Annotated in this window: 4 protein-coding genes and 1 pseudogene; 3 read left to right on the forward strand and 2 right to left on the reverse strand. The window is 72.0% G+C overall.

Features of this window, described 5'->3' with window-relative positions:
* A partial coding sequence (locus E2C06_RS39020; RefSeq protein WP_206664833.1) for a hypothetical protein occupies positions 1–439 on the forward strand: 439 nt, incomplete at its 5' end.
* Positions 440–638: 199 nt separating this feature from the next.
* Here the strand turns inward: E2C06_RS39020 and E2C06_RS34795 are convergent.
* Both E2C06_RS34795 and E2C06_RS40050 read right to left on the reverse strand, forming a co-directional pair.
* Entirely contained in the window at positions 639–1643 is a 1005-nt protein-coding gene (locus tag E2C06_RS34795; protein WP_133293128.1) for a DUF3644 domain-containing protein, read from the reverse strand.
* Positions 1644–2050: 407 nt separating this feature from the next.
* Positions 2051–2254 (reverse strand): annotated as a pseudogene (locus E2C06_RS40050) (winged helix-turn-helix domain-containing protein); the annotation flags it as partial.
* A 154-nt stretch (positions 2255–2408) separates the two neighbouring features.
* Here E2C06_RS40050 and E2C06_RS34805 point away from each other — a divergent pair.
* Complete coding sequence (locus E2C06_RS34805) at positions 2409–4832, forward strand: polysaccharide biosynthesis/export family protein (protein WP_133293130.1); 2424 nt, start codon at positions 2409–2411, stop codon at positions 4830–4832.
* 43 nt (positions 4833–4875) lie between these two features.
* A complete protein-coding gene (locus tag E2C06_RS34810) occupies positions 4876–6924 on the forward strand; it encodes a YjbH domain-containing protein (RefSeq protein WP_241671607.1) in 2049 nt (682 codons plus the stop codon).
* Positions 6925–7029: the final 105 nt, after the last annotated feature.

Genomic DNA, 7029 nt, shown 5'->3' on the forward strand with positions numbered 1-7029 from the left:
TGTGGACAGTATGGCTCGGCTCGCCACAGTCCGGGCAGCGGCCGCTCCGCTGCCGAGCCTCAGCAGCGATCTGGATGTTGCTCGCGTCCGGGCGGGTGATCTCCCGGATGCAGCATCCTGGCAGGAGGTGAAGGTCCTTCATCCCGCATGTTACTACTGGGCCAGCCAAGCCGCAGCGCACCTGGCAGCATCAACCACGCTTCCTGCGGAAGAGCCACCCCATCAGGTCAGGCTCGACCTTTTCATGGCGTCCGAGTTACTGGAGAGCGCTGCGCGGCAACGCTGGTGGCCGAAGGCGACGTTCAAAAACTTCTCGGCAAATAGTCAAGAAGGGCGGCACGCGAGGGGACCCCACGAGAACTTGCCGCCGAGCCGACGCATGGACCTCCGGCAAGCGCGCCGCTTCGTCGCGGAGCTTGCGCGGCAATGGCTCGATTAGTGGATCACCTACGAAATCAGCGCCAGGACAGCGTCGCGCGAGAACGAACGGCGCAAGCGCAACGGGCAAACCGCAAGTCGGGAAAATGATCGGTGCGATCAGGCTCCACCGGGTCGCCGACTGGATGCGCTGCCGTCGATGCAGATCGAGGCCGGTCGGGATTAACCTGCGGGAACGCCGGCGGTAGGGGCGGGGGTGCTCAGCCCAGCGTCAGCGGCTCCATCGCCTTGATCAGCGCATCGAGCGCCGCCTCGCTGAAAAACTCCTTCTTCGGAGATTTCAGATTGTCTGGGTCTAAATGGCGACGATGCACGAAGCGCAAGTTGGATTTCACCCGCCGCATCGCCTCGTTGAATGCACGGTTAAACTTGATATCAGGCAATCTTGCCTTGGCGCGCTTCTGCAGCGTGCCGTAGTCCATCGGCCAGTTGTCCCTGATCTTCTCCTCACTGAGCCGGAATTCCGGTGCGTCCGGACCGCCGGTCAGCCTGACCGCTGCCGCGTCTTTATTCCTGCCGCCGACGATGCGCGTTTCCAACTTAACCGCCGCGGCATAGGCTGAGCTCGCCCGTACCGGGTAGTCGTCGCTGGCGCGGTCGAGGAAGGCCATCAGGTTTGCCGCCTGCTGGGTGCGCCGCCCAGGTACGGCGAGCGCCGGGCCGGTGGCCGCGTCGAACGACAGGGGCATGATCATGAAGCGATGCTCGGACAAGCTGTGGTCGAACCACTCGCCCACCGCCACCACGAAATTATGAATGCAGGCCGTACTGGCCTCGTGCGCCCGCCGCATCATCTCGGCATCTTCGATGATGAAGTGAACGGCATTGTCCCGGATCTCGACCAGCGACCAGAGATTGGCCTCGCACGCCGCGTCGAGCTTCTGTTTCGGCAGCTGCTTGACCCGGTGCACCGCCTCGCCGAGGCTTATGGTCTTTGCGTTGCCGGCGCGGTTCGTGTCTACCCGGAGCCGCTTGGTCGGCTTGCCGTCCTTACCCTCAACCGGCACCAGCACTTGAATCGCCCGGAGTTGGTTCTTCGCCTCCTTCACCAGGCGTGCCTTGAGCAGCAACTCCCATGCGTTGACTGCCAGCATGGCGAAGGTCTCGTCCCGGTGCGGCATGACCGGCTTGTTGTAGACCTCGATCGCGGCGACGCAGGCCGAGATGGCTTTGCGCAGCAGTGCTTTGTGGCGTGCTTCCCTCATGGCCCGGCGGCATCTCGCAACGAAGAGCGCTGGGCTAACCGGTTTGCTCCTGCAAACGCAAGGGAATTCAAATATTTCCGCGCGGCGTCGCCATGCGGGCCGTGCTCTACTCGCTTCGCTCACCGAGCTCACGGTCTCGGCCTCCGGTGACGATCGCCGACCGGTGCATGTCAAACCAGTTGCCACGCTGATTTCGTAACGGGGTTTCCTATTCTGCTGAGGATGGACGGTGCCGCTCGCCGACGGTGGGTGAGGCTGCTACGGTGCTCGCGGCAGCGAAGGATCGGTGCTCGCCATGGTCGCTGCGCGCCGCGGCCGCGCCACAGCGCTTCGGATCGGACGTCGCCGCGGTATGCTCAGGACAGCGACTATGGAGGTCAGTTGAACCCGCGTGCCTCGCTGGACAGGTCGAGGAAATCGCCGAGGCGATGCGGATGTCGTGGCCGCGCCGACAGCCGCCGGAAGCCCAGCCGGCGCAGCAGCTTGCCCACGGTGCGCACGTCGGGCCGCGCGCCAAACCGCTGCTCGATCACAGCGGCCAGATCGGCCCGTCGCCAGCGCACCACGCCATGTGTCGCAAGGTCGGGGCCGGTGCGCACCAACTCGGCCACCGGCCTTCAGCGCATCCGCAATCTGATCCAGGAGGACAGGATGTTGCAAAGTCGACCGACTCGATTCTGGACTTTAATTCGCAGTTTCGGACTCTAATCTCAGTTCGAGGGATTTTTCTCTACAGACAAGCCGGCGCCCTGCACCCCCGCGCCGTTGCGCCAGTTCGGCTACAACAGCCTGCGCGGCCAGCCCGCCGGCCAGCCCGCCGGGATCGGCTTCGGCGCCCTGCCGGACGACTACCTGCTCGGCCGCGACGACGAGGTGGTGCTGGCCTTCCGCGGCCGCAGCCGGCAGACGCTCAGCCTGCGCATCGGCCGCGACGGCATGCTGCTGGCGCCCGACCTGGCCCCGGTCCCGGCCGCGGGGCGGACCCTGCGGGAGCTGCGGGCGGACCTCGAATCGCGGGCGGCGCGGGAGCTCGGCGGGTCGGAGGTTTATGTCTCGATCGGCCAGGTGCGGCAGATCGCGGTCTTCGTCGGCGGGGAGGTGGCGCGGCCCGGGCTGCAGCCGCTGACCTCCATGGCCTCGGTGCTGGACGCGCTGGTCGCCGCCGGCGGGGTCAGGCGCACCGGCTCGCTCCGCGCCATCCGGGTCGAGGGCGGCGGCACCCGGCGCATCATCGACCTTTATCCCGTCATCGCCGGCGAAGGCGCCGCCCCCGACCTGCGGCTGCGGGAGGGGGAGCGTATCCTGGTGCCGCCGCTCGGCGGCGTGGTGGCGATCGGCGGGGAGGTGACGCGGCCCGGCATCTACGAGCTGCCGGCCGGCGCGGCGCAGGCGCCGCTCGCCGCGCTGCTGCGCCTGGCCGGCGACCCGCTGCGGCCGGGCGGCAACCGCTTCCTGCTGCAGGGGACGGATGGCGAGGGCCGGCGTGCCCTGCGCGAGATCGGCCCGCGCGACGCGCTGCGCCGCGGCGACGCCTTGCGGGTCGAGCCCGGCTCCGACGTCATGGCGCAGGACCTGCGGCTGGCCGGCCATGTGGCGACGCCGGTGCTGCGCGCCGCCGGCGGCCGGGCCCGGACCCTGCGGGGGCTGCTGGCCGACCCGCGGCTGGTGAAGGCGGACCCCTATCCGCGGCTCGGCCTGGTCTGGCGGACCGATGCGCGCAACCGGACGCGGCAATTCCTCCCCTTCGACCTCGGCCGGGTGCTGCAGGGCGAGGCCGACATGCCGCTGGCCGAGGGCGACGAGGTCATCCTGCTCGGCCTGTCGGACGTGCTGTTCCTGGCCAGCCCCGGGGTGCAGCAGGCGCTGCGCGGCGATGCGCCGGACCCAGGCGCGGCGCCGGTGCTGGCCCAGGCCCTCGCGGCCCAACCGCTTCCGGCGGCGGCCGGGATGCCGGGCGCGCTGCCTGCCGCGGCGCCGCCACCGCCCGGTGCGCCGGCCGCGGATTGCCCGGCGCTGAGCCAGCTGACGGTGGCCGCCCAGGCCTCCCGCCAGCGCTTCGCGCATGCGCGCGCCGCGGGCTTCCCGGATTACGGCCGGCTGCCCTGCCCGCAGCTCTTCCTCGACTACCCGACGCTGCTGCCCTTCCTGCTGGACCAGAGCGTCTTGTTGACCGGGGAGGTGCGGCTGCCCGGCCTTTATCCCATCCTGAACGACACGGGGCTGGAGGCGGTGCTGGCCGCGGCCGGGGGGGCGACCGACACGGCGGACCTGTCCACGGTCGAGCTGGCGCGGGAGCCGGCGGAGCAGGCGGCGACCCTGCCGCTGGCGCGCACGCTGCTCGACCTGCGGTCGCGCAATTTCGCCGCCGTGCGCCTCTCGCCGCGCGACGCGGTGCGGCTGCCGCGCGGCTTCGGCGACCGCGACACCGGGCCGGTGACCCTGGTCGGCGAGTTCGTCCGCCCCGGGGTCTACGACATCCGCCGCGGCGAGCGGCTGTCCGAGGTCATCGCCCGCGCCGGCGGGCTGACGCCGCAGGCCTATCCCTATGGCGCCGTCTTCAGCCGCGAGAGCGTGCGGCAGCGGCAGCAGGAGGGCTTCGCCCGGACGGCGCGGGAGCTGGAACAGGGGCTGATGCAGGTCGCCGCCGGCCAGGCCGTGGCGGGGATGCGCGGCTCGACCGACCTGTCGGGCGCCATCCAGGCCGGCCAGGCGCTGGCCGGGTCGCTGCGCAATGCCCGGGCCGCCGGGCGGATGGTGGTGGAGGCCAACCCGGTGGTGCTGGCCGGCCGCCCCGACCTCGACGTGCTGATGGAGCCGGGCGACCTGGTCGCGATGCCCAAGCGCCCGAACGAGGTGACGGTGGTGGGCGCGGTGCTGAACCCGGGCAGCCTGCAATTCGCCACCGGCTGGAAGGCCGGCGACTATGTCCGGGCCTCGGGCGGGGAGCAGCGCTTCGCCGATGGCGGGCGCGGCTTCGTGGTGCTGCCGAACGGGCAATCGACGCCGGCCGGCCTCGGCGCCTGGCAGTCGGGTGGGCCGCCGATCCCGCCGGGCAGCACGGTGGTGGTGCCGCAGGACCCCTCGCCCTACGAGACCTGGGGCTTCCTCCGCGACGTGACCCAGGTGCTGTCGCAGGTGGCGCTGTCGAGCGCGGCGCTGGCGGTCATCGTGCGGTCGAGTGGGAAATAGGCCGGGCAGCCGTCACACGGGCGGCGGCACCCGCCCGGGGTGGTTGGCCATCCTGCTCCTCGCCACCCCGGCGGCGGCGCAGGAGGTCCCGGCGACCGGATCGGACTTCGGCGGGGCCGGGCTGGTCGAGATGCGGAACGCCCGGTTCCGGCCGGATGGGACGCTGGAGGCGGGGGCGGCACTGCGCCACCAGCGGCAATTCTGGTTCCTCGGCTTCCAGGCGCTGCCCTTCCTCGAGACCACCTTCCGGCTGACCGACCGGCTGAACGGCACCACCGGCCATGGCACCACCAACGACCGCGCCTTCGACCTGAAATGGCAACTATGGCAGGAGGGGGCCTGGCGCCCGGCGCTGGCGGTCGGGCTGCAGGACGCGATCGGCACCGGGATCTATGGCGGGGAATACCTGGTGGCCTCGAAGCGCTTCGGGCCGGTCGACGTCTCGCTCGGGATGGGCTGGGGACGGCTCGGCACCGGGGCCGACCTGCGGAACCCCTTCGGCCTGGTTTCGGGACGGTACAAGACCCGGCCGCGGCATGTCGGCCAGGGCGGCACGCCGGCCTATGGCAGCTGGTTCCACGGCGAGGACGTGGCGCTCTTCGGCGGGGTGGAATGGAGCCTGCCGACCCTGTTCGGCGAGGTGGAGGGGCTGCGCGCCAAGCTCGAATGGTCGGGCGACGCGCTGCGGGACGAGCGCGGCGGCTACCCGGCCCGCACCACGAACCTGCGCGGGGAGGCGCGCTCGCGGCTGAACCTCGGCCTGCAGTGGCAGCCGACCTCCTGGCTGGATGCCGGGGTGCACTTCGTCCACGGCACCGACGCGCTGGTCCGGCTCTCGCTGCGGATGGACCCGGCGCGGCCGCCCGAGGTGCCGCGGCGGCCGCCGCCGGCGATGGCGGCCCGGCCGGCCATGGGGACCGAGGATGCCATTGCCCCGGCGCTGCGGGCGGCCGGCTTCCGCCCGCTCGGCGTCGAGGTCGCGGGCGCCGAGGCGCGGCTCGCCGTCGAGGGCGGGCGCTTCCCGACCCTCGCCCAGGCCGCCGGCCGGGCCGCCCGCGCCGCGCAGCCCCACCTGCCGCCGGAGGTGGAGCGCATCGCCATCGCCTGGCACCGCGCCGGCGCGCCGGTCGCCCGCCTCGTGCTGCTGCGGGAGGCGATGGAGGCCGGCGCCGCCGGGGCGGGCAGCGCCGAGGAGGTGCTGGCCAGTTCCACCCTGCTGCCGGCGGCCGCGCCCGCCGCGCCGCTCGCCGCGCCGGGCCTCGCCTGGGCCGTCGAGCCGCGGCTGGCGCTGCAACTCGGCGATCCCGGCCGCGCGGTGCGCTGGCAGGCCGGGCTGGCGGCCGGCGCGCGCTACGGGCTCGGGGAAGGCTTCGCCCTGGCCGGCAGCCTGGCGCAGGCGCTGGCCGGGAACCTCGAGGATGCCAGGCCCTCCGACAGCCGCCTGCCGCATGTCCGCAGCGACCTCGCCCGCTACGCGCGGGAGGGCAAGACGGCGATCCCGACCCTTTATGGCGAGCGGATCTGGACCCTGGCGCCGGACGTCTTCGCCCGGGTCACCGGCGGGCTGCTGGAGCCGATGTACCAGGGGGTGCAGGGGGAGGTGCTGTGGCGGCCGATGGACCGGCCGGTGGCGCTCGGCCTCGACCTCGCCTGGGTGGCGCAGCGGGAATACCGGCAACGCTTCGCGGCGCTCGGCTACACGGTCACCACCGGGCATGCCTCGCTCTATGCGGACCTGCCGGTCTGGGGCCTCTACACGGTGCTGCGGGCCGGGCGGTACCTGGCCGGCGACTGGGGCGGCACCGTCGAGGTCGGGCGGCGCTTCGACAGCGGCATCGAGGTCGGCGCCTTCGCCACCCTGACCGACGTGCCCTATCGCAAGTTCGGGGAGGGCAGCTTCGACAAGGGCATCTACCTGCGCATCCCGCTGCAGTTGCTGGGGCCGGAGACGACGGCCCGCGCCGGGGCGGTGATCCGCCCGGTGGTGCGCGACGGCGGGCAGCGGCTGATCGCCGACAACCCATTGTGGGACGTGACGCGGGAGGGAAGGGCCGAGGCGCTGGCGCGGGGCTACATGGGCTTCCTGCGCTAGGAGCTCGTCCACGTAACGGCTGAAGAGGCTCGACAGGCGGATCGTGCGGTGATTCGCTCGGCGGCATGACGAAGAGCTTTCGGCCCTGGAAGGTGGACGAGGCCT

This window comes from Dankookia rubra, from assembly GCF_004355005.1.
Taxonomy (GTDB): Bacteria; Pseudomonadota; Alphaproteobacteria; order Acetobacterales; family Acetobacteraceae; genus Paracraurococcus; species Paracraurococcus ruber_A.